Genomic DNA, 19,419 nt, shown 5'->3' on the forward strand with positions numbered 1-19,419 from the left:
CGGCCCGTCATGAGTCAGTGCTCCAGCAACCGGCGCACCGTCGCACCGTAGCGGCCGGCAATGGCCTCATGGTCGACATGGCGTCCACCGGCCACCACATCGCGCCCGCCGACCCGGACCGACCGGACCAACGGCCGGTTGCCGGCGAACAGCCAGCGATCCACGAGATCCTCCGGGGTGGCGCCGGCCAGCACCGGGGCATCCGCATCCAGCCAGACGGCGTCCTGCGGATCCGGCGCAAGGCCCGTCGCATCCGTGGCGCTGTCCAGCACCCCGGCCAGCAGGGTGCGCCCCACACTGGGCGAGCCCGGCAGTACCGCGATGTTGCGATGTCGCGTGACCAGTCGCTGGCCGTACTCCAGCCAGCGCAGTTCCTCCACCGGCGACACGGACGCATGGGAATCCGAACCGATGCCCCAGCGTCCGCCCGCCTGCAGGTACTCGCGCAATGGAAACAGGCCGTCGCCGAGGTTCGCTTCCGTCGTGGGGCAGATCGCGACGGTGGCGCCGCTGGCGGCGACGCCCCGCGTTTCCTCCGGCGTCAGGTGGGTGGCGTGCACCAGCGTCCAGCGCCGGTCGACCGGGAATTCACGCAGCAGCCACTCCACCGGCCGCGCGTTGCGCAGCGCCAGGCAGTCCTGCACTTCGCCCACCTGCTCGGCGATGTGGATGTGCACGGGCGCATCGCCCGGCAGCGCGGACAGCACCTCGCGCATCGCGGTTTCCGGAACCGCACGCAGACTGTGGAACGCACAGCCCACGCGCAACGACTCATCCTGCTGCGGACACAGGGTTTCGAGCAGGCGTAGGAAGCCGTCCACGTCGTGGCCGAACCGCCGCTGGCGCACCGACAGTTCGCGACCGTCGAAACCACCGGTCATGTACAGCACCGGCAGCAGGGTCATGCGGATGCCGGTGTCGCGTGCGGCAGCGATCAGCGCCTTGGACATGGCCGCAGGGTCCTCATACGGCGTGCCATCGGGCTGGTGGTGCACGTAGTGGAACTCGCACACATGCGTGTAGCCGGATTCCAGCATTTCGGCGTACAGCTGCGCCGCCACCGCGTAAGTGCTCTCGGGCGTCATCCGTGCGGCGAAGCGGTACATGATCTCGCGCCAGGTCCAGAAGCTGTCTTCCGGATGGGTCTGGTGTTCGGCCAGGCCCGCCATCGTCCGCTGGAAGGCGTGCGAATGCAGGTTGGCGATGCCCGGCATGCGCCAGCCGGCGTCGGTGGCGACGATCTGACCGGCGAGGGGATCGGAGTTCGACATGGCAGTGCTTGCGGCGGCGACAGGGTGCGTTAGGCTACCGCGTCGCCCACGCCAAGACACGCCCGCGCAGGTCGCCCCCGTCCATGCTTGCCATCATCCTTTCACTGGCTGCCGTCGCCATCGCGCTGATCGTGGTCTTTGTCGCCGTGCAGGCGAAGAACAAGGGAACCCGCGCCGCCGAGGGTGCCGGCGAGAGCGCCACCGACCCCGCGCTCGCCACGCACGGCGAAGACGGCTGCGCATCCGATGCGGGCGGCTGCGATGGTGGAGGCGACTGACATGGACACGCGCTGGGACGGTCTGCTGGTCAATGCACGCCTGGTCACCCTGGCCGGCGATGCGGGTTACGGCGTGATCGAGGACGGTGCGCTGGGCTGGCGCGACGGCATGCTTGTCTTCGCGGGCTACCGTACGGACCTGCCGGCGCCCCCCGCGTCGCTGGCCGATGACCTGGTGGACGCGCAGGGCGAATGGATCACGCCCGGCCTGATCGACTGCCACACCCACGTGGTGTTCGGCGGCGACCGCGCCGGCGAGTTCGAACAGCGCCTGCAGGGCGCCAGTTATGAAGACATCGCACGCAGCGGCGGTGGCATCGTCTCGACCGTGCGTGCCACCCGCGCCGCCAGCGAAGACGACCTGTTCGCGCAATCGCTTCCGCGCGCGCGCGCCTTGCGCGACGACGGCGTGACCACGCTGGAGATCAAGTCCGGCTACGGCCTGGACTTCGACAACGAACGGAAGATGCTGCGCGTGGCACGCCGCATCGGCGACGCGCTCGGCATCAGGGTGCGCACGACGTATTTGGGCGCGCATGCACTGCCACCGGAATTCGCCGGGCGCGCCGACGATTACATCGACGCCGTATGCCGCTGGCTGCCCGCCCTGCACGCGGAGGGCCTGGTGGATGCGGTGGATGCGTTCTGCGAGCGCATCGGTTTCACGGCCACGCAGACGCAGCGCGTGTTCGAAGCGGCACGCGCACTGGGCATCCCGGTGAAACTGCACGCCGACCAGCTGAGCGACGGCGGCGGCGCGGCGCTGGTGGCCGGCTTCGAAGGCCTGTCGGCCGACCACGTGGAGTACGCGTCCGAAGCGGGCGTTGCAGCGATGGCGCGCGCGGGCAGCGTCGCCGTCCTGCTACCGGGCGCGTTCCACGTGCTTCGGGAAACGAAACTGCCTCCGCTCGACGCGTTCCGCGCCCATGGCGTGCCGATGGCCGTGGCGACGGATTGCAATCCGGGCACGTCGCCCCTGCAGTCGCTGCGGCTGGCGATGTCGCTGGCCTGCACCCACTTCCGCCTGACACCGGAAGAAGCGCTGCGCGGCACGACCGTCCACGCCGCCCGGGCGCTGGGTCTGGAGGATCGCGGCCGCCTGGCGATAGGACAGCGTGCGGACTTCGTGCGCTGGCGCATCGGCCAGCCGGCACAACTGGCGTACTGGCTGGGAGGCGATCTGGTGTCGGCCGTCCACGTCGGCGGCCGCGTCATCGTCGGCGCCTAGAAAACGGAAACCCCGGCCATGGCCGGGGTTTCCTGTCGCAACCGGCCGCGCCGGTGCGGATGGCATCACGCCTTGGCGACAGCCTTCTTGGCCACGGCCTTCTTCGCCGGCGCCTTCACCACCGACTTCTTGGCGGTGGCGGTGGCCGCCACGCCGGCCTTGGCGACGGCGTGCTTGCGCGCATTGCCGTAGCTGGACGAATAGCGCTTGCCCTTGGCCGTCTTGCGATCACCCTTGCCCATCTTTGTTCTCCTGATTCATTGAAAAGTCCGCCCTGGACGGGGCGATGCACGGGCATCCACAGCTCGGGGGCGCCGCGCGCGAGGCCGCAAAGCCTACCACAGCGGGGCCTTTCGGGCCCGCCGCAGGTCGTGCGGGACGGGTCTAGTGGGCGCAGCTGGCGTCGTGGACGTGCCAGTGGTTCAGGCGCAGGTTCAGCAGATGGGCCAGGCCCACCAGGGTGCCGCCCACGGTCATCACGATGGCATGCGGCACCACCGAGGCATGCAGAGGTGGGTACAGCACCCCCACCCACAGCGCCCCCAGACCCGCCAGCAGCATGCCCAGTGCGCGGAAGACGCGATGCCGGCGGTAGCCCCAGATCAGGCTGAAGGCGCCCAGCACCGTGACGAACACCACGAAGATCTCCTCCAGACTCTCTCCCAGCCACAGCGACAGGCCCAGCGACGGCGCCAGCGCCAGCAGCAACGGCACGAGGGCGCAGTGCAGCGCACAGATCAGGGAGCCGGCGGCGCCCAGCCGATCGAGCAGGTGGCGAAACGAAGACTTCATGGCGGCAAGTATGACTTCCGGGAGGGTTATATTGTTGCTATTGGTATAATATAACATCATTCGTTATCCCCACATGAGTGAATCCCTGCCCATGCTCTCCCTGCAACGCCCCGCTCCCAGCCTGCTCGCCACCGCCCTCGCCTTGGCCCTGGCCTCCCCTGCCGCCTTCGCCGAGACCGCCAGCGACAACAAGACCAAGGACCTGGAGGCCGTGGTGGTGACCGCTTCGCCGCTGAAGGGCAATGCGGAATCCGTCGCGACCCCGGTGGACGTGCTGTACGGCGAGGACCTGGACAAGACCAAGGCCGGCACCCTCGGCGAGACCGTCGCCAAGCTGCCGGGCGTGCAGACCACTTACTTCGGCACGGGTGTCGGCCGCCCGATCATCCGCGGCCAGGAAGGCCCGCGCGTGCAGGTGCTGTCCGGCGGCCTCGGCTCGATGGACGCCTCCACCGTCAGTGCCGACCACGCGGTCAGCATCGAGCCCTTCCTCGCCGACCAGATCGAAGTACTGAAGGGACCGGCCACCCTGCTGTTCGGCAGCGGCGCCATCGGCGGTGCGGTCAACGTGGTCGACGGCCGCCTGGCCGAATCCATTCCCGACCAGCCGCTGAGCGGTCGCGCCGAAGTGCGCGGCAACACCGTCAACGACGAGCGCACCGGCATGTTCCGTCTGGACGGCGTGAGCGGGAACTGGGTGCTGCATGTCGACGGCCTGGTCCGCGACACCGACGACTACGACATTCCCGGCGTCGCCATCCTGCACGACCACGAAGAAGGCGAAGAGCACGAGGAAGAACCCCAGCCCAAGGGCACCCTGCCGAACAGTTCGGTGAAAACGCGCGCGGGCGCGGTGGGCGCGACCTATCTGGGCGATCGCGGTTACTTCGGCCTGGCCGCCAGCACCTACCGCAGCAACTACGGCATCCCCGCCGGCGCTCACGTGCACGGCGAGGAAGACCACGATCACGACCACGATGGCGAAGCCGACCACGACGACGAAGCGCACGAGGAAGGCGCCGTGCGCATCGACATGACGCAGAACCGCTTCGACATGAAGGCCGGCGTCTACGAACCGGTCTCGTTCCTGCAGAGCATCAACCTGCGTGCCGCCTGGAACGACTACGAACATGTCGAGCTGGAAGGCAGCGAAGTGGGCACGCGCTTCAGCAACGAGGGCTACGACGCCCGCCTGGAAGCGGTGCAGAAGACGTGGAACGGCTGGCGCGGCGCCTTCGGCCTGCAGTTCGGCAGCACCGATTTCAGCGCGGTGGGCGAAGAGGCCTTCGTGCCGTCCACCGTCACCGACACGCTGGGCCTGTTCGTGGTGCAGGAGAAGGATTTCGGCCCCTGGAAGCTGGAGCTGGGCGGCCGCTACGACCAGGTCAAGCTGAAGCCCGATGACCGCGCTTCCACCGATTTCAGCGCGGTCAACCTGTCGGCCGCCGCTATCTGGCGCCTGAGCGACGGCTTCGACCTGCGCTTCGGCCTGGACCGTTCCGAGCGCGCGCCGACCAACGAGGAACTGTTCGCCGGCGGCACCCACGTGGCCACCCAGTCCATCGAGATCGGCGATGCGTCGCTGGATACGGAAAAGGGCGTGCGCGCCGAGATCGGCGCGCACTGGCACACCGACCGCGTCGACCTGAAGCTGGCCGTCTACCAGACCCGGTTCAAGGACTTCATTTACCTGACCGATACCGGTGTGGAAGAGGAAGGCTATCCGGTGCGCCTGTGGACGCAGGACGACGCCACCTTCACCGGCGCCGAGGCCGAGGCGAAGATCCAGTTGGCCGATACCGCGGCTGGCGCATGGGACCTGCGTCTGTACGGCGACTACGTGCGCGCCAAGCTGGATGGCAGCGGCCTGCGCACGGTCGCGTTCGAGGTGCCGCACGGCGACCACACGCATGGCTACGAGGTCGACATCGCCCAGGGCGGCTACCTGCCCCGCATCTCGCCGATGCGCTTCGGCGCGGACCTGGGCTGGTCGCTGGGCGGCTGGCGCGCCTCGCTGGGCGCGGTGCGCTACAGCAAGCAGGACGACGTGGCGCAGAACGAGGAGCCCAGCGACGGTTACACGCTGGTCGACGCGCACGTGGCCTACCGTTGGGACCGCCCGGCCTCCAGTTGGGAGGTGTTCCTGGACGGCAGCAACCTGACCGACGAGGAAGCCCGGCCGCATACCTCGCTGCTGCGCGACTACGCGCCGCTGCCGGGACGCGGCGTGGCCTTCGGCATCCGCGCGTACTTCTGATCCAGCGCTGAGTCTCTCCCCCGGGCGGCTGGCCGGTACGGCAGCCGCCTTTTTGGTGTCGGAACGCTTCGGCGGCTACGCGTGGATGTGGTGCGTCGACATGGCGCTGGCCGTAGTCGCGGCGATCGCGAACCTGCCGATCCGGGAGTGTTCACCGAGGGCGGTAGCGGCAGCGGCCAGAGAAGCATGTCGATGCGACTGTAGGAGCGACGCAAGTCGCGACCGCAAGGCGTCCGTCGCTAGATATCCGAACCGGCTCGCACACCGTCGCGCGATGGCTCTCCCCCCGCGCGCGACAAGGATTCAGTGCGCTGCAGGTCTGCGGTCGCGACTCACGTCGCTCCTACAACAGCTCAACCTTCACGCCGCCGCGCAGCGTGCGCACAGGCCATGCACTTCCAGCGTCTGTGCCTGCGGCTGGAAGCCCAGCGCCTTGGCGCGCGCATCCAGGGCGGCCACCACGTCGCGATCCTCCAGTTCCACTGCGCTGTGGCAGCGGTCGCAGATGAGGAAGGGCACCGAATGTTGCGCGCTGTTCGGGTGATGGCAGGCGACGAAGGCGTTCACCGATTCCAGCTTGTGAACGAAACCGTTGGCCATCAGGAAGTCCAGCGCGCGGTACACCGTCGGCGGCGCATCGGCGCCGACGCCCTTGGTGGCCCGCACCCATTCCAGCAGTTCGTACGCCTTCACCGGCTTGCCGGCTTCGGCGATCAGCTGCAGCACGCGCGCGCGGATCGGCGTCAGCCGCAGCCCGCGCTCCTGGCACGCATGCTCCACCGCCGCTACGAACGCCTGCGCGTCGTGGACGTGATGGTGCGGGTCGGTGCAGGCGTGGGCGTTGGGCATGGGCGATCCGGAGTCAGGCGGACGTACCGCACTTGATGAGTGCGGCGTCGATGCGTTTCAAGGCTTCCTCGCGACCGGCCAGGTAAACGGTATGCGAAATGTCGGGGCTGACCTGGGTACCGGTGATCGCCACGCGCAGCGGCTGCGCCACTTTGCCCATCCCCAGTTCCAGTGCCGTCGCGGCCTGGTGCAGCGCCGCCGACACGCTTTCGGCACTCCAGTCCGCCAGCGCGGCCAGATGTTCGCGGGCCTTGGCCAGCGGCGCCTGGGCGGCAGCCCCCAGATGCTTGGTCACCGCGGCATCGTCGTATGCAGTCAGTGGCCGGTACCAGACCAGCGCCTTCTCGGCCATCTCCTTCAGTGTCTGCACGCGGTCGCGCAGGGCGACCACCACGTCGGCCGGTGCCGGGCCGGTGGACAGGTCCACGCCCAGTTTCTCCAACTGGTAGACCAGGTGCGGCGCGATGTCCGCGGGCGCGTCCGTCTTCAGGTAGTGCTGGTTCACCCAGCCGAGCTTGGCCATGTCCAGGCGCGCGGCCTTGGAGTTCACGTCCTTCACCTCGAACAGGTCGATCAGCTCCTCCCGCGTGAACAGTTCCTGGTCGCCGTGCGACCAGCCCAGCCGCGCCAGGTAGTTGATCAGCGCGTGCGGCAGGTAGCCCGCGTCCTTGTACTGCATCACGTCGGCCGCGCCGGTGCGCTTGGACAGCTTGGCGCCCTGCTCGTCCAGGATCATCGGCATGTGCGCGAACTTGGGCACCGGCGCGCCCAGCGCTTGGTAAATGTTGATCTGGCGCGGGGTGTTGTTGATGTGGTCGTCGCCGCGGATCACCTCGGTGATGCCCATATCCCAGTCGTCCACCACCACGGCGAAGTTGTACGTGGGGTAGCCGTCCGGGCGGAAGATCACCATGTCGTCCAGCTCGCTGTTGGCGATCTCGATGCGGCCCTTGATCAGGTCGTCGAAGGCGACCACGCCATCGAGCGGATTCTTGAAGCGGATGACGCGGTTCGGGTCGTCGCGGTAAGGCAGGCCCTGCTCGCGCGCGGCGCCGTTGTAGCGCGGCTTCTCCTGCTTGGCCATCGCCGCCTCGCGCATCGCGTCGAGTTCCTCGCGCGTCTCGTAGGCGTAGTAGGCCTTGCCGTCGGCGACCAGTCGTTCGGCCACTTCGCGGTAGCGGTCGATGCGGTGGGTCTGGTAGATCGGGCCCTCGTCGTAGCCCAGGCCCAGCCAGTCCATCGCCTCCAGGATCGCGTCGATGGCGGCCTGGGTGCTGCGCTCGCGGTCGGTGTCCTCGATGCGCAGGATGAACTCGCCGCCGCGGTGGCGCGCTTCCAGCCAGCAGTACAGCGCCGTGCGGGCGCCGCCGATGTGCAGGTAGCCGGTGGGACTGGGAGCGAAACGGGTGCGGCAGGCCATGGGGAACTCGACAGACGGAATACGGCGATTTTAACCCGCGCGCACCGCGTTTCCTCCTGCTCGTTCAGGGGGAGGGCTTAGAATCCCCGCATGACCACGCTCTTCATCTCCGATCTGCACCTGGACGCCGAACGCCCCGCCGTGACCGAGCTGTTCGGGGCCTTCATGCAGGGCGAGGCCCGCCGCGCCGACGCGCTGTACATCCTCGGCGACCTGTTCGAGGCCTGGGTGGGCGATGACGACCCCTCCGAGACCGGCGCCTATGTCGCGGCGCGCATCCGCGAGGTGGCCGATGCCGGCGTGCCGGTGTTCTTCATCCGCGGCAACCGCGATTTCCTGCTGGGCGACACCTTCGCCCGGCGCGCCGGCATGCGTATCCTGCCGGACCCCGCGGTCGTCATGTTGTATGGAAAGCCAGCGATCCTGATGCACGGCGACCTGCTGTGCACGGGTGACACGGCCTACCAGGCGTTCCGGGCGCAGACGCGGAATCCCGCATGGCAAGCGCAGTTCCTGTCGCAGCCCCTGGCCGCGCGACTCGCGTTCGCGGCGCAGGCGCGTGCCGCCAGCGCCGCGCATCAGGGCGGCATGAAGCAGGACAACCAGGCCTCGTTCGAAACGCTCACCGACGTGACGCCGTCAGCCGTGGAGGCGACGCTGGCGCAGTTCGGCATCGATACGCTGATCCACGGCCACACACACCGGCCTGCCCTCCACGATCTCACCCTCGGTGATCATGCGTGCCGGCGCATCGTGCTGGGCGACTGGTACGAGCAAGGCTCCGTGCTGCGCGTGGAGCCCCGTGGAATGGCGCTGGAGAAGCTCCTGTAGGAGCGCCCCATGGGCGCGATGCTCTTCGCTCAGGCGGAGGAACAGCATCGCGGGCATGGCCCGCTCCTACAACCTCGCGGCGAAGGGGCTGCCTACGGGGCTTCCAGCGCCGCCAATTCGTCCGCGTCGAAGCCGGCCAGCAGCCGCGCTTCGATGTTGAACGGGCCATGCAGGTAGCCTCCGGCATACTCCTTCAGCAATTCGCGGAAACGCGCGCGCGGCTCCACGCCACGCTGCTCGCAGTACCAGCGGAACCAGCGCGAACCCGCCGCCACATGCGCGACTTCTTCTTGAAGGATGAGGTCGAGGATCGCGACGGTGGCCTCATCGCCCAGCTCGCGCAGCTTCACGATCATGCCGGGCGTCACATCCAGCCCGCGCGCTTCCAGCACGCGCGGCACCAGCGCCATCCGCGCAAGGCCATCGTGCGCGGTCTTCTCGGTCATCTCCCACAGGCCATTGTGGGCGTCGAAGTCGCCGTAGTCGTGGCCGAACTCGCGCAGCCGGTTTCGCAGCAGCACGAAATGGCGCGATTCGTCGTGCGCCACCTGCACCCAGTCGGCGTAGAACGCTGTGGGCAGGCCGCGGAAGCGGTACACCGCATCCCACGCCAGATCGATGGCATTGAGCTCGATGTGCGCGATGGCGTGGACGAAGGCGGCACGGCCCTGCACGCTGCCCAGTCCGCGGCGCGGCAGGTCGCGCGGGTGCACCAGCGCCGGCTTCGCCGGGCGACCGGGCATACGGATCGGATCGGGCGCCGGCGCGTCGTCGGGCGCATCGAGTTCGCCACGATGGAACGCGTCCGCGTAGTGCTGGGTCAGTCCGACCTTCTCATCGACATCGGCCGCCGCCAGACAGGCGCGCGCGGCCTCGAACAGCGTGGCCATGGGGTGCGCCGGCTCAGCCGACGCGGCGCTTGCGCTTGGCTTCGTCCGAACGCATCTGCTCGATGCGCTCGAAGTAACCGGGCTCGATGCCGGTGACGTAGTTGCCATCGAAGCAGGACGAATCGAAGCGCGGCAGGTTCGGATTGCCCTCGCGCACCGCGGCTTCCAGATCGTCCAGGTCCTGGTAGATCAGCCAGTCGCAGCCGAGCAGCTTCTCGATCTCCTCCACGCTGCGGCCGTGTGCGACCAGTTCGTCGGCGGCCGGCATGTCGATGCCGTAGATGTTGGGGTGGCGCACCGGCGGCGCGGCGCTGGCCAGGTAGACCTTGCGGGCGCCGGCATCGCGCGCCATCTGCACGATCTGCTTGGAGGTGGTGCCACGCACGATGGAGTCGTCCACCAGCAGCACCACGCGGTTGCGGAATTCCAGGTTGATCGGGTTGAGCTTGCGGCGCACCGACTTCACCCGCTCGCCCTGCCCCGGCATGATGAAGGTACGGCCCACGTAACGGTTCTTGATGAACCCTTCCCGGTACTTCACGCCCAGCACGTTGGAGATCTCCAGCGCGGCGTCGCGCGAGGTGTCCGGGATGGGGATGATGGTGTCGATGTCGTGGTCCGGACGCAGGCGCAGGATCTTCTCGCCCAGCTTCACGCCCATGCGCATGCGCGCCTTGTGCACCGACACGTTGTCGATCATCGAGTCCGGTCGCGCGAAGTACACGTATTCGAAGATGCAGGGCGCATGTTCCTGCGGCTCGGCGACGATCTCGCTGAACAGCTCGCCGCGCGCGGTGATGACGATGGCTTCGCCCGGCTGCACGTCGCGCATGCGCGTGAAGCCCAGGATGTCCAGCGCCGCGGATTCGGAGGCGACGATGTACTCGGTGCCCTCACTGTGTTCGCGTTTGCCCAGCACCAGCGGTCGGATGCCATGCGGGTCGCGGAACGCCACCAGGCCCAGGCCCAGCACCACGCTGACGACGGCGTAGCCGCCCTTCACGCGGCGGTGCACGCCGGCCACGGCACGGATCGCGGTCTCGGGGCTGAGGGTGCGCTGCAGGTCCAGTTCGTGGGCGAACACGTTCAGCAGCACTTCGCTGTCCGAATCGGTATTGATGTTGCGGCGGTCCTGCGCGAACACGTCCTGGCGCAGCGCGTCGGTGTTGATCAGGTTGCCGTTGTGCGCCAGCGCGATGCCGTAAGGCGAGTTCACGTAGAACGGCTGCGCTTCGTCCATGCCCTCGGAACCGGCGGTGGGATAGCGGCAATGGGCGATGCCCACGCGGCCTTCCAGCACGCTCATGGCCTTGGCGTTGAACACGTCCCGCACCAGCCCGTTGTCCTTGTGCACGCGCAGGCGCGTGCCGTCGGCGGTGGCGATGCCGGCGGCGTCCTGTCCACGGTGCTGGAGGACGGTCAGCCCGTCATAAAGCTGGCCGGCAACGTTCTGGTTGCCGACGATTCCGACGATGCCGCACATGGTGACCTACTCCGGTTTCGACTCGGGCGAAGCTGCAGGGGGGACGCGCTCCTGCGGGACGCCGGATTCTTCCAGCGGCAGGGGCAAGGGATGCAGGCGCGCATTATCGCCCGCGGGAACGCCGTTGCCAAAGTCCAGTTCCTGCACGGTCCATTCCGGCAACCAGCGTGAAAGCCACTGCGCGCCCGGCAGTAGCACCGGCACGACAGAGGATCGTTTCCATTCAGGTTCGCGCGGCAGATCGGTGAAGGCCGCCAGCAGCAGCACGACGCAGGCGATCAGCGCACCGCGCGCCAGCCCCAGCATCAGGCCCAGCATCCGGTCCACGCCCGACAGCCCGACCGAGGAGACCATCTTGCGTACCAGCCAGCCGGCCACGCCCACCACCACCATGACGACGACGAAACTGAGGGCGTAGCCGCCCAGCAGATCGGCCGAGCCCGGTGGACCGTCATCGGAAAGCCAGGCCGCGACCTCGGCGCCATAGTGGAACGCCGCCCATCCTGCGAGCAGCCAGGCGAGCACCGAGGCGAGCACGCCGATGAAGCCTCGCATCGCACCGAACAAGGCCGACACCCCGACGATACCGAGCAGGGTCAGATCGAGCGCACTCACGCGGTACGCCCTCCGGCCACGGCGACGGGGGCCGGCATCAAGGGTGCGGACGCACCATGCCGTCGATGCCGACCTTCGAGGCCACCTGCGCCTTCAGACGATCGGCGCCGGCGCGGTCGGCCACGGGCCCTACGCGCACGCGGCTGAGCGTGCCTTTATCGGTGCGCACCTGCTCCACGAAGGCGCTGAATCCGGCCGCACGCACCCGGTCGCGCAGGGCATTCGCATCGCCCGCATTGGAGAACGCACCCAGTTGCACCGCGTAGCCCACGGCGGATGCGGCGGGCTTGGACGGCGCTGTCGGTTGGGGTGCGGGCGCGGCGGGCTTGGTGACCGGGGGGGCCGGCTTTGTCTGGGCGGCGACCGGCTTGGTTTCCGTGGGAGCGGGCTTCGCCACTGGCTTGGCTGGCGCGGGCGGGAGCGCCTGCGTGGTCACCGTCGGCGTCGACGGTGTGGCGGTCGGGACGGAGGGCGCCGGGGACGGCACGGGCGTGCCACCGGGCGCCCCCGCGTCTAGCGTGACCACCTGCGCGTTGACGTCGCCGCGCACCTTGATCGCGTCCAGGCGTGCCGCTTCCGCCTGCGCGCGATCCGCATACGGGCCGACCCGCACGCGGAAGGCCGGCTGGCCGTTGATGGTGGCGGGTTCGACGAAGCCCGGCAGCTTCGCCTGCTTCACGCGGGCCAATACGGCGTCCGCATCGGCCTGGGTGGCGTAGGCGCCGAAGCTGACGGCGAAATCGCCGCCTGCTGTCGCTGGCGGCTGCAGCGCGCCCTCGGCGGGCGCAGGTTCGGCAGCAGGCGCGGCCACCCGACCATCCAGTCCGACGGCACCCTGGGCGGGCGCACTGCCCGGCGTGACCAGCGGCAGTTCGCGCGTTTCGTATTCCCCATCGGGCGCGGCGGGCACCTCAAGCGGCACGTCGGACACGCCACTGTCGGGTGCCGGCCCCTTGACCAGCATGGGAAGGAAGATGACGGCCAGCGCGACCAGCACGACGGCGCCGATCAGGCGCTGTTTCAGGGCGGTATCCATCCAGGTCCAGGGCAGCAGCGGCGGGAATGCCGCCGCGATTATACGGCGCGCTTCCGGCCGCTCCCCGTCATCGACCTGAATGCAGCGCCTGTAGCGCCTCGGCGACGGTATGGAACGAACCGAACACCAGCACGCGGTCGCCGGCACGTGCACCGGCCAATGCGGCCGTCAAGGCGTCTTCCACGCGCGGATGGCGGAGTGCCCGTGCGGCGACGGTTCCTTCGAGCCGGGCGGCGAGTTGGTCGGCGGATTGCGACCGCGGCCCGGCATCCAGTCCCGCCAGATGCCAGTGCAATGGCGTGCCCGCGAAGGCGTCCACGACGGACGTCACGTCCTTGTCGGCCAGCGCCGCGAACACGACATGCGTTTCGCCCACGGCGGGATGCGCCTGCAGCCACGCGGCCAGTTCGCGCGCCGCCTGCGGGTTATGACCGACGTCGAGCACCACGTCCACCTCGCCGTGCGGTATGCGCTGCAGGCGCCCCGGGAGCGAGGCATGGGCTACGCCCTGCGCGAAGGCCTCGTCGGGAATCGCGTCGCCCGGCAGCGCGCGCAATGCGGCGATCGCGCTGGCGGCGTTCGCCCGCTGGGCCGGGGCCGACAGCACGGGCATCGGCAACACCAGTTCCGCGCCGACTTCGCGCCAGCGCCAGTGACCGCTGTCGATGGGCTCGTGGAAGAAGTCGCTGCCCAGCCTGAGCGCGTTCGCGCCGATGGCGTAGGCATGGCGCAGGACGCTGGAGGGCGAATCCACTTCGCCCAGCACCAGCGGTTTCCAGGCACGGGCGATGCCGGCCTTCTCGGCACCGATGGCCTCGCGGTCCGCACCCAGCCAGTCGGTGTGGTCGATATCGACCGTGGTGATCACGGCCACGTCGGGATCGATCAGGTTCACGGCATCGAGCCGGCCGCCCAGTCCCACTTCCAGCACCGCCAGCTCCAGGCCGGCCCGCTCGAACAACCACAACGCGGCCAGCGTGCCGAATTCGAAATAGGTCAGCGGCGTTTCGCCGCGCGCGGCTTCGACCGCTTCGAACGCCGCCAGCAGCGACGCGTCGTCGGCTTCCACGCCGTCGATGCGCACGCGTTCGTTGTAGCGCAGCAGGTGCGGCGAGGTGTAGGCGCCCACCTTCCAGCCCGCAGCGCGCGCGATGGCCTCGATGAAGGCGACCGTGGAGCCCTTACCGTTGGTGCCGCCGACGGTGACGACCCGTGCGGCAGGCCTGCCCAGCGTCATCCGCGCGGCGACATCGCGCACGCGTTCCAGGCCCATGTCGATGGACTTGGGGTGCTGCCGCTCGATGTAGGCCAGCCATTGCGGAAGATCGGTAAGCGCCATGCGGGCCTCGGCAGTGTTACAGCGCCCGGTGCTTGGCTTCGCCGAAGAACGGCGTGTGGTGCGCGCAGTCGTTGAGGCGCACGACTTCCAGCTGTTCGACCGAGGGGCCTTCCAGCAGGTTGAGCGTGGTGGGCGCCTGGCGGAACGTCCACAAGCGGGCGATCGGCAGGCCCAGGATGCGGCACAGCAGGACGCGGTTGACGGCGTCGTGGGCGACGACCAGCAGCGTATCGTCCTCGCTCAGGCCTTCCGTGGCGCGGGCCAGGCCACGCCAGGAACGGTCCAGCACTTGGCGCAGCGATTCGCCGCCCGGCATCAGCACGTTTTCGGGCTCCTCGCGCCAGGCCAGCAGGCGGGCCGGGTCCTTCTGCTGGATTTCGCTGGCCAGCAACCCTTCCCATTCGCCGTGGGCGATCTCCTGCAGGTCGGCATCGGTCTGCAGCATGTCGGCCCGCGCATCGCCGAGGGCCAGGCGCGCGGTCAGCTGCGCGCGCGACAGCGGCGATGCCACCGCGCGGTCGATGCGCACATCCCGCAATCGCTGACCCAGCGCCGTCGCCTGACCCTCGCCGACCGGCGAAAGCGGGATGTCGATCTGGCCCTGGTAGCGGCCTTCGGCGTTCCAGGGCGTTTCGCCGTGGCGGGCAAGCAGGATGCGCATGCGTGGTGATGTCCGTTGAAGGTGGGCCGGCGTGGCTTCCATACGCCGGAAACGAAGACGGGAGCGGATGATAACCGCTCCCGTCCGGTCTTCGCCGACGACCCGCGGGTCATCAGACCAATTGGCGACCGCTCATTTGCCGACGTTCATTTCCTTCAGCAGCTGCGGCGCCGGATAGACCTCCTGCATGATCCAGCGCAGGTAGCGGCCATCGACGGCGATCATGCGGGTCATCTTCGGGTCGAACACCCAGTTGGAGCTGACCGATTCCCAGTTGCCGTCGAAGGCCAGGCCCACCAGCTTGCCGTGCGCGTCCAGCACCGGCGAACCGGAGTTGCCGCCGGTGATGTCCAGGTCGGACAGGTAGTTCACCGGCACCGAACCGAGGCGCTTGTCTTCCAGTCCGCCGTAGCGCTTGGCGGCCACGGCGTCGAGCAGCGCCTTGGGCGAATCGAACGGATCCTGTCCGGTTTCCTTCGCCACCACGCCTTCCAGCGTGGTGAACGGGGTGTACTCCACGCCATCCTTCGGCGCGTAGCCCATCACGTTGCCGAAGGTGATGCGCAGCGACAGGTTGGCATCGGGATAGACGAACTCGCCCTGGCTCTTCTTATAGTCGGCGAGCGCCTGCAGGTAGACCGGGCGCGCGGCCAGGTTCTCGCCGGCACGCGTCTTGCGCTCCTGCTCCAGCGTGAGCAGCGTCGGCATCACCGCCACCGCATACTGGATGGCCGGATCGTTGCTGGCTTCGAACGCCTTGCGGTCGGCGGCAAACCACTTCAGCCGCTCTTCCGTGCTGCCGAGCTTCGTGCCGGCCAGCCGGTCGAGCGCGCGCTTCACGGCCGCGGCATCATTGCCGCCCAGCCATGCATCGACCGCAGCGACGCGCTGGTCGGCGGGCAGCTTGATGTACTCGTTCAACCAGTATTCCTGCAGCTGGCGATCCATCGCCGCCACGTAGCGGCGCTCGAGCTGTTTAAGCCCGCCTTCGATGGCCGGCAGGTCGCGCTCCTGGTAGCCGGATTCGCGTTCGGCATTCGGCTTTTCGCGTTCGATCGACAGGCGGTACAGCTGCGTGGCGGAACCCAGCATCGCGGTGTTGTTGAACAGCGCCAGGGTCAGGTCGCGATCGCGCGTGGCCTTGCTCTGCTCCAGCAGGCCGAGCAGCTTGGCGTGCGCGTCCAGCGCCGGCTGGCCCTTGGCGCCCTGCCCCTTCAGCCAGCCCAGTACGGCGGCTTCCTCGCGCTGCTTCTGGCCGGCGGCGTCGATGCGCTTGAAGCCCTCCAGCTGGCCATCGTAGTTCTTGCTGGTGTTGTTCCAGCCGGCCATGGTGGCGGCGTACTTCACCTGGATGTCGGCATTCTGCTTGCCGGCCGCTTCCACCATCGCGATCTGGTTCTTGTAATGGCGCGCGATGGTCGGATAGGTCCACTGTGCGGTGTTGTCGAACTCGGCCGCCAGGGCGTAGCGGTTGGTCGAACCCGGATAGCCCGCCACCATGACGAAGTCGCCCGCACCCAGCGGCTGGTCGGCGAACTTCAGCCAGTGCTTCGGCCGGTAGGGCACGTTGTCCTTGGAGAACGCGGCCGGCTTGCCGTCCTTGCCCACGTAGGCGCGGTAGAACGCGAAGTCGCCGGTGTGGCGCGGCCACATCCAGTTGTCGATGTCGCCGCCGAACTTGCCGACGCTGCCCGGAGGCGCGTACGCCAGGCGCACGTCCTTGATCTCCAGGTTCTTGAACAGGCGATACGTGTTGCCACCGGAGAAGCTGTACAGGCGGCAGCGGAAGCCGGCCTCGGCCTCGCAGTCGGCGATCAGCTTCTTCTCGAAGGCCTCCAGCGCCTTGGTGCGCGCCAGCGCATCGTCGCCGGCGGTGGCGATGGCCGCCTTCGCATCCTTCGTCACGTCGGTGATCTCGTCCAGCACGAACACGCGCGCGTTCGGCCCGGCGCTGACCTCATCGCCGGTCGTGGGCGCGTTGAAGCCGTTCTTGATCAGGTTGTTTTCGGCGGTGGAGTTCAGCTGGATGGCGCCGTACGCGCAGTGGTGGTTGGTGACCACCAGACCGTTCGGCGAAACGAAGCTGGCGGTGCAGCCGCCCAGCGCGACCACCGCGCCCATCGGGTCGCCGGTGAGGTCGGAGATCTGCTGCGGCGACAGCTTCAGGCCGGCCTTCTTCAGCGGTCCGGCAATCTCGGGCAGTTGCTGCGGCACCCACATGCCCTCGCCCGCCTGGGCGATCTGGGCGGCGAGCAGGGACAACGGGACCGCGATGGCGGCGGCGAGCAGGTTCGGACGCATGGAAACCCCGTGAAGGACAGGAAAGTCCCGATTGTAATGAACCTGTCACCGCGGCCGCCCATGACTTTCGTCCTGCCCGCCCGCGCCCCGTGGCCGTCCGCGCTGTCAAGGCGCCCTGCAACAGGGCCGCTCCGGGCCGGGGCGTATAATCCGCGCCCTCATTACCTGGATCGACGTCCGATGGCACAGACGATGAAGGCGCTGGTGAAGCGCGAGGCCGGCAAGGGCATCTGGATGGAGGAGCTGCCGATACCGCAGCCCGGCCCGAACGAAGTGCTGATCAAGCTGGAGAAGACCGCCATCTGCGGCACCGACCTGCACATCTACCTGTGGGACGAGTGGAGCCAGCGCACCATCAAGCCCGGGCTGACCATCGGTCACGAATTCGTGGGACGCATCGCGCAGCTCGGCTCAGCGGTCACCGGTTACGACGTGGGCCAGCGCGTGTCGGCCGAAGGGCACATCGTCTGCGGCCACTGCCGCAACTGCCGTGGCGGCCGCCAGCACCTGTGCCCGAACACCGTGGGCATCGGCGTGAACGTCAACGGCGCTTTCGCCGAGTACATGGTGATGCCGGCCAGCAACCTGTGGCCCATCCCGGACCAGATCCCCAGCGAACTGGCGGCGTTCTTCGACCCTTACGGCAATGCGGCGCACTGCGCGCTGGAGTTCGACGTGGTCGGCGAGGACGTGCTGATCACCGGTGCCGGCCCCATCGGCATCATCGCCGCCGGCATCTGCAAGCACATCGGCGCGCGCAACGTCGTGGTCACCGACGTCAACGACTTCCGTTTGAAGCTGGCTGCGGACATGGGTGCTACCCGCGTGGTCAACGTGGCCAACACGTCGCTCAAGGACGTGATGGCGGACCTGCACATGGAAGGCTTCGACGTGGGCCTGGAGATGAGCGGCAACCCGCGCGCGTTCAACGACATGCTGGACTGCATGTACCACGGCGGCAAGATCGCCCTGCTCGGCATCCTGCCCAAGGGCGCCGGCGTGGACTGGGACCGGATCATCTTCAAGGGCCTCACGGTGCAGGGCATCTACGGCCGCAGGATGTACGAGACCTGGTACAAGATGACGCAACTGGTGCTGAGCGGCTTCCCGTTGGGCAAGGTGCTGACCCACCAGCTGCCGATCGACGATTTCCAGAAGGGCTTCGACCTGATGGAACAGGGCAAGGCCGGCAAGGTGGTGTTGAGCTGGAATTGACTCCATCCGCCGGAGCAGAAAGGGCGCCCGCGAGCGCCCTTTCTATTTCGTGGAACAATCCCGATCAGGGGATGTCGAGCGAAAGCGTGAACACCAAACCCGGCTTGTAGATGTCCGACGCGCGCCGCAGTTCGGAGGCATCGGATCCGAACGTGTCGTAGTAGCCGAGGGTCGCCGTACCGGAGCCGAACCCCTTCGAAACAGTCAGCGAACCATCGTAATAGTCGGCACGGCCGTCACTACCCGCATCAATCGATGTATAGCCAGTGGAAGCTCCCAGCGAGAAGCCGGAGTCGCCGATGTCATAGCTCGCAGACAGGCCCGTGTAGAGCTGCTCGGCACCCGTATTGCCGTAATCGTCGGCGAACGCGACGATGCCCCCGACCGTCACGGGTCCGCTCCAGGTGACCTTGCCGATGAGTTCGTTGTAGTCGATGTCGCCGTAGTCGTTCGACGCGCCCTCGTAGGTATATCGATTGACCCCCAGATCGATGTTCCACGTGTCATTGAGATCCTTGCTCCAACCAATAAAGTAGTCGATCTCGATATCGGGGCCTTCATCGCCGAAATCGACGTTCGATCCCCACGCGCCCACATACAGGCCAAAAGGCGCCGAGTAAGTCACGCCCCCCTGGAGGGCGGGCTTGTTGTCGGTCTGCGATACGCCGCGGAAGACATAGTCGCTGGTTACGGCAAGGGTTCCGCTGAATGCAGACTCCTCCTCTTCAGCCTCCTGGGCGAAGGCGGACAGCGGCAGCGAAAGCAGCAGGGCGGTGGCGAGGGCGGTAGCGAGCTTGACGGGCTTCATCCGGGGTCTCCTGGTCGATGGACGGATGGGGGGTGTGGCGCGGACGTACTCAGATCGCGGCCACGGTTTCACGGTTTTTTAACTGCGCCCTGATAGTGCGCCGCACCAATCGCCGGCGTCAAGTGGCTGCCGGCACTCTATTGAA

General features: G+C 68.0%; 18 protein-coding genes. 5 read left to right on the forward strand and 13 right to left on the reverse strand.

Going from position 1 to position 19,419, the window contains the following annotated elements; genetic code table 11:
• Nucleotides 1-14 precede the first annotated feature (14 nt).
• Complete coding sequence (locus V8246_RS02590) at nucleotides 15-1,271, reverse strand: formimidoylglutamate deiminase (RefSeq protein WP_336187795.1); 1,257 nt, start codon at nucleotides 1,269-1,271, stop codon at nucleotides 15-17.
• Nucleotides 1,272-1,354: 83 nt separating this feature from the next.
• Between V8246_RS02590 and V8246_RS02595 the strand changes: the two genes are divergently transcribed.
• Together V8246_RS02595 and hutI are read left to right on the forward strand one after the other, a co-directional pair.
• A complete protein-coding gene (locus tag V8246_RS02595) occupies nucleotides 1,355-1,549 on the forward strand; it encodes a hypothetical protein (protein ID WP_336187796.1) in 195 nt (64 codons plus the stop codon).
• 1 nt (nucleotide 1,550) lies between these two features.
• Nucleotides 1,551-2,777 carry an imidazolonepropionase gene (gene hutI, locus V8246_RS02600; RefSeq protein WP_336187797.1) on the forward strand — a complete coding sequence of 409 codons (1,227 nt, stop codon included), beginning with the start codon at nucleotides 1,551-1,553 and terminating at the stop codon, nucleotides 2,775-2,777.
• 65 nt (nucleotides 2,778-2,842) lie between these two features.
• Here hutI and V8246_RS02605 read toward each other — a convergent pair whose 3' ends face one another.
• On the reverse strand, nucleotides 2,843-3,019 hold the full coding sequence (locus V8246_RS02605; protein ID WP_185895485.1) for a 30S ribosomal protein THX: 177 nt from the start codon (nucleotides 3,017-3,019) through the stop codon (nucleotides 2,843-2,845).
• A 142-nt stretch (nucleotides 3,020-3,161) separates the two neighbouring features.
• Nucleotides 3,162-3,569, reverse strand: coding sequence for a MerC domain-containing protein (locus tag V8246_RS02610; protein ID WP_336187798.1), 408 nt, complete (start codon nucleotides 3,567-3,569; stop codon nucleotides 3,162-3,164).
• 91 nt (nucleotides 3,570-3,660) lie between these two features.
• On the opposite strand from V8246_RS02610, the gene V8246_RS02615 reads away from it, so the two are divergent.
• Nucleotides 3,661-5,826 carry a TonB-dependent receptor gene (locus tag V8246_RS02615; protein ID WP_336187799.1) on the forward strand — a complete coding sequence of 722 codons (2,166 nt, stop codon included), beginning with the start codon at nucleotides 3,661-3,663 and terminating at the stop codon, nucleotides 5,824-5,826.
• Between the two features lie 360 nt (nucleotides 5,827-6,186).
• Here V8246_RS02615 and V8246_RS02620 read toward each other — a convergent pair whose 3' ends face one another.
• Both V8246_RS02620 and gltX read right to left on the reverse strand, forming a co-directional pair.
• Nucleotides 6,187-6,675, reverse strand: coding sequence for a Fur family transcriptional regulator (locus V8246_RS02620; RefSeq protein WP_336187800.1), 489 nt, complete (start codon nucleotides 6,673-6,675; stop codon nucleotides 6,187-6,189).
• Nucleotides 6,676-6,688: 13 nt separating this feature from the next.
• Nucleotides 6,689-8,095, reverse strand: a complete 1,407-nt coding sequence (gltX, locus tag V8246_RS02625) for a glutamate--tRNA ligase (RefSeq protein WP_336187801.1) — start codon at nucleotides 8,093-8,095, stop codon at nucleotides 6,689-6,691.
• A 90-nt stretch (nucleotides 8,096-8,185) separates the two neighbouring features.
• Here gltX and lpxH point away from each other — a divergent pair, with 90 nt between their 5' ends.
• Complete coding sequence (gene lpxH, locus V8246_RS02630; protein WP_336187802.1) at nucleotides 8,186-8,926, forward strand: UDP-2,3-diacylglucosamine diphosphatase; 741 nt, start codon at nucleotides 8,186-8,188, stop codon at nucleotides 8,924-8,926.
• Nucleotides 8,927-9,018: 92 nt separating this feature from the next.
• On the opposite strand, the gene V8246_RS02635 is transcribed toward lpxH, so the two are convergent.
• From V8246_RS02635 to V8246_RS02665, 7 genes are all read right to left on the reverse strand, one after another.
• On the reverse strand, nucleotides 9,019-9,816 hold the full coding sequence (locus V8246_RS02635; RefSeq protein WP_336187803.1) for a ferritin-like domain-containing protein: 798 nt from the start codon (nucleotides 9,814-9,816) through the stop codon (nucleotides 9,019-9,021).
• 13 nt (nucleotides 9,817-9,829) lie between these two features.
• Nucleotides 9,830-11,299 (reverse strand): amidophosphoribosyltransferase, encoded by a 1,470-nt coding sequence (purF, locus tag V8246_RS02640; RefSeq protein WP_336187804.1) that lies wholly within the window; start codon nucleotides 11,297-11,299, stop codon nucleotides 9,830-9,832.
• Nucleotides 11,300-11,305: 6 nt separating this feature from the next.
• Complete coding sequence (locus V8246_RS02645; protein WP_336187805.1) at nucleotides 11,306-11,914, reverse strand: CvpA family protein; 609 nt, start codon at nucleotides 11,912-11,914, stop codon at nucleotides 11,306-11,308.
• Between the two features lie 37 nt (nucleotides 11,915-11,951).
• Nucleotides 11,952-12,950 carry an SPOR domain-containing protein gene (locus V8246_RS02650; RefSeq protein ID WP_336187806.1) on the reverse strand — a complete coding sequence of 333 codons (999 nt, stop codon included), beginning with the start codon at nucleotides 12,948-12,950 and terminating at the stop codon, nucleotides 11,952-11,954.
• Nucleotides 12,951-13,017: 67 nt separating this feature from the next.
• Nucleotides 13,018-14,289, reverse strand: a complete 1,272-nt coding sequence (folC, locus tag V8246_RS02655; RefSeq protein WP_336187807.1) for a bifunctional tetrahydrofolate synthase/dihydrofolate synthase — start codon at nucleotides 14,287-14,289, stop codon at nucleotides 13,018-13,020.
• 16 nt (nucleotides 14,290-14,305) lie between these two features.
• The gene (locus V8246_RS02660; RefSeq protein WP_336187808.1) at nucleotides 14,306-14,950 is read right to left on the reverse strand and encodes a histidine phosphatase family protein; all 645 of its coding nucleotides are present in this window, start codon (nucleotides 14,948-14,950) and stop codon (nucleotides 14,306-14,308) included.
• Nucleotides 14,951-15,082: 132 nt separating this feature from the next.
• Complete coding sequence (locus V8246_RS02665; protein ID WP_336187809.1) at nucleotides 15,083-17,251, reverse strand: S46 family peptidase; 2,169 nt, start codon at nucleotides 17,249-17,251, stop codon at nucleotides 15,083-15,085.
• A gap of 180 nt (nucleotides 17,252-17,431) precedes the next feature.
• Between V8246_RS02665 and tdh the strand changes: the two genes are divergently transcribed.
• Nucleotides 17,432-18,466 (forward strand): L-threonine 3-dehydrogenase, encoded by a 1,035-nt coding sequence (gene tdh / locus V8246_RS02670; RefSeq protein WP_162110986.1) that lies wholly within the window; start codon nucleotides 17,432-17,434, stop codon nucleotides 18,464-18,466.
• A gap of 64 nt (nucleotides 18,467-18,530) precedes the next feature.
• Here the strand turns inward: tdh and V8246_RS02675 are convergent, their stop codons facing one another.
• Nucleotides 18,531-19,274, reverse strand: a complete 744-nt coding sequence (locus tag V8246_RS02675; RefSeq protein WP_336187810.1) for a TorF family putative porin — start codon at nucleotides 19,272-19,274, stop codon at nucleotides 18,531-18,533.
• Nucleotides 19,275-19,419: the final 145 nt, after the last annotated feature.

Source organism: Pseudoxanthomonas sp. F11, assembly GCF_037046485.1.
Taxonomy (GTDB): Bacteria; Pseudomonadota; Gammaproteobacteria; order Xanthomonadales; family Xanthomonadaceae; genus Pseudoxanthomonas_A.